The sequence below is a fragment of the Streptomyces milbemycinicus genome, from assembly GCF_002154605.1.
Taxonomy (GTDB): domain Bacteria; phylum Actinomycetota; class Actinomycetes; order Streptomycetales; family Streptomycetaceae; genus Streptomyces; species Streptomyces milbemycinicus.
In genome coordinates, this window is record NZ_MUNE01000981.1 from 1 (window position 1) to 1,672 (window position 1,672).

The window sequence follows — 1,672 nt, forward strand, 5'->3', positions numbered from 1 at the left end:
CGCCGTGGCAGTCCTTGGGGTGCAGAAAGGTGATCCGGGAGTCCATGGAGCCGCGGCGGGGCTCCTCGTACAGCACGCGGATGCCCTTGCCGCGGATGGCCTCGGAGTCGGTGTCCACGTCCGCCGTGCCGAAGGCGATGTGGTGCACCCCCTCGCCGTTCTTGGCCAGCCACTTTCCGACGGCCGAGTCCTCCCGGATGGGCTCCAGGAGCTGCAGATACGAAGCTCCGCCGTCCGAGGTCTCGTTGATCTTGAGCATGGCCTCGCGGACCCCCTGCTCATCGTTGGTCTCGGTGTGGAACACCTCGAAGCCATACGTGGCACGGTAGAACTCGACGGTCTTGTCGAGGTCGAAGCAGGCGATCCCGATGTGGTCGATTCTGGTCAGCATGGTTCCAGTGCACCCCTCACACGGGCGGTTACGCAACGTGCGCGCGATCACACTGATGGCCCGGTGACCCGGCGGGTACTCGTCAGTACATTGACGATAACCCTCGTTAACTTCCTTCTCCTCTGGAGGACGCACCATGACTCGGACATCTGTGATCGTGGCGGGCGCGCGCACGCCGATGGGACGGCTGATGGGCAGCCTGCGCTCCTTGTCCGGAGCGGACCTCGGCGGGGTCGCGATCAAGGCGGCGCTGGAGCGGGCCGGGATCGGCGGCGACCAGGTGGAGTACGTGATCATGGGGCAGGTGCTCCAGGCGGGCGCCGGGCAGATCCCCGCCCGGCAGGCAGCCGTGAAGGCCGGCATCCCCATGTCGGTGCCCGCGCTCACCATCAACAAGGTCTGCCTGTCCGGGCTCGACGCCATCGCGCTGGCCGATCAGCTGATCCGGGCCGGTGAGTTCGACATCGTGGTCGCGGGCGGCCAGGAGTCCATGACCAACGCCCCCCACCTGCTGCCCAAGTCCCGCCAGGGCTTCAAGTACGGCGCCGTCGAAATGCTCGACGCGATGGCGTACGACGGGCTGACCGACTCGTTCGAGGGCATCGCCATGGGCGAGTCGACCGAGAAGCACAACACCCGGCTGGGCATCCTGCGGCCCGAGCAGGACGAGATCGCCGCGCTCTCCCACCAGCGGGCTGCCGCGGCCCAGAAGAACGGCGCCTTCGACGCCGAGATCACCCCGGTCGAGATCCCGCAGCGCAAGGGCGAGCCGGTGATCTTCGACAAGGACGAGGGCATCCGCCCGGAGACCACCGTGGAGTCGCTGGCCAAGCTGCGGCCCGCCTTCACCAAGGACGGGACGATCACCGCCGGGACGTCTTCGCAGATCTCGGACGGGGCGGCGGCCGTGGTCGTGATGAGCAAGGCCAAGGCGGAGGCGCTGGGCCTGGAGTGGATCGCGGAGATCGGGGCCCACGGGAATGTGGCCGGGCCCGACAACTCCCTCCAGTCGCAGCCGTCCAACGCGATCGCGCACGCACTGCGGAAGGAAGGGATCGGGGTCCGGGATCTTGATCTGATCGAGATCAACGAGGCGTTCGCGGCGGTCGCGGTCCAGTCAATGAAGGATCTTGGCGTTTCCTCCGAAAAGGTGAATGTGAATGGCGGCGCGATCGCTCTCGGTCACCCGATCGGGATGTCGGGCGCGCGCATCGTGCTGTCCCTGGCCCTGGAGCTGCGGCGGCGGGGCGGCGGCGTGGGCGCGGCGGCGCTGTGCGGCGG

Annotated in this window: 2 protein-coding genes; one reads left to right on the forward strand and one right to left on the reverse strand. The window is 68.0% G+C overall.

Going from position 1 to position 1,672, the window contains the following annotated elements; translation table 11 throughout:
- The coding region (mce, locus tag CCN51_RS49945) for a methylmalonyl-CoA epimerase (protein WP_086861149.1) at window positions 1–391 on the reverse strand (391 nt) is incomplete at its 3' end.
- Window positions 392–527: 136 nt separating this feature from the next.
- Between mce and CCN51_RS49950 the strand changes: the two genes are divergently transcribed.
- Window positions 528–1,672: acetyl-CoA C-acetyltransferase (locus tag CCN51_RS49950; protein WP_086861151.1), on the forward strand; the 1,145-nt coding region annotated here is incomplete at its 3' end.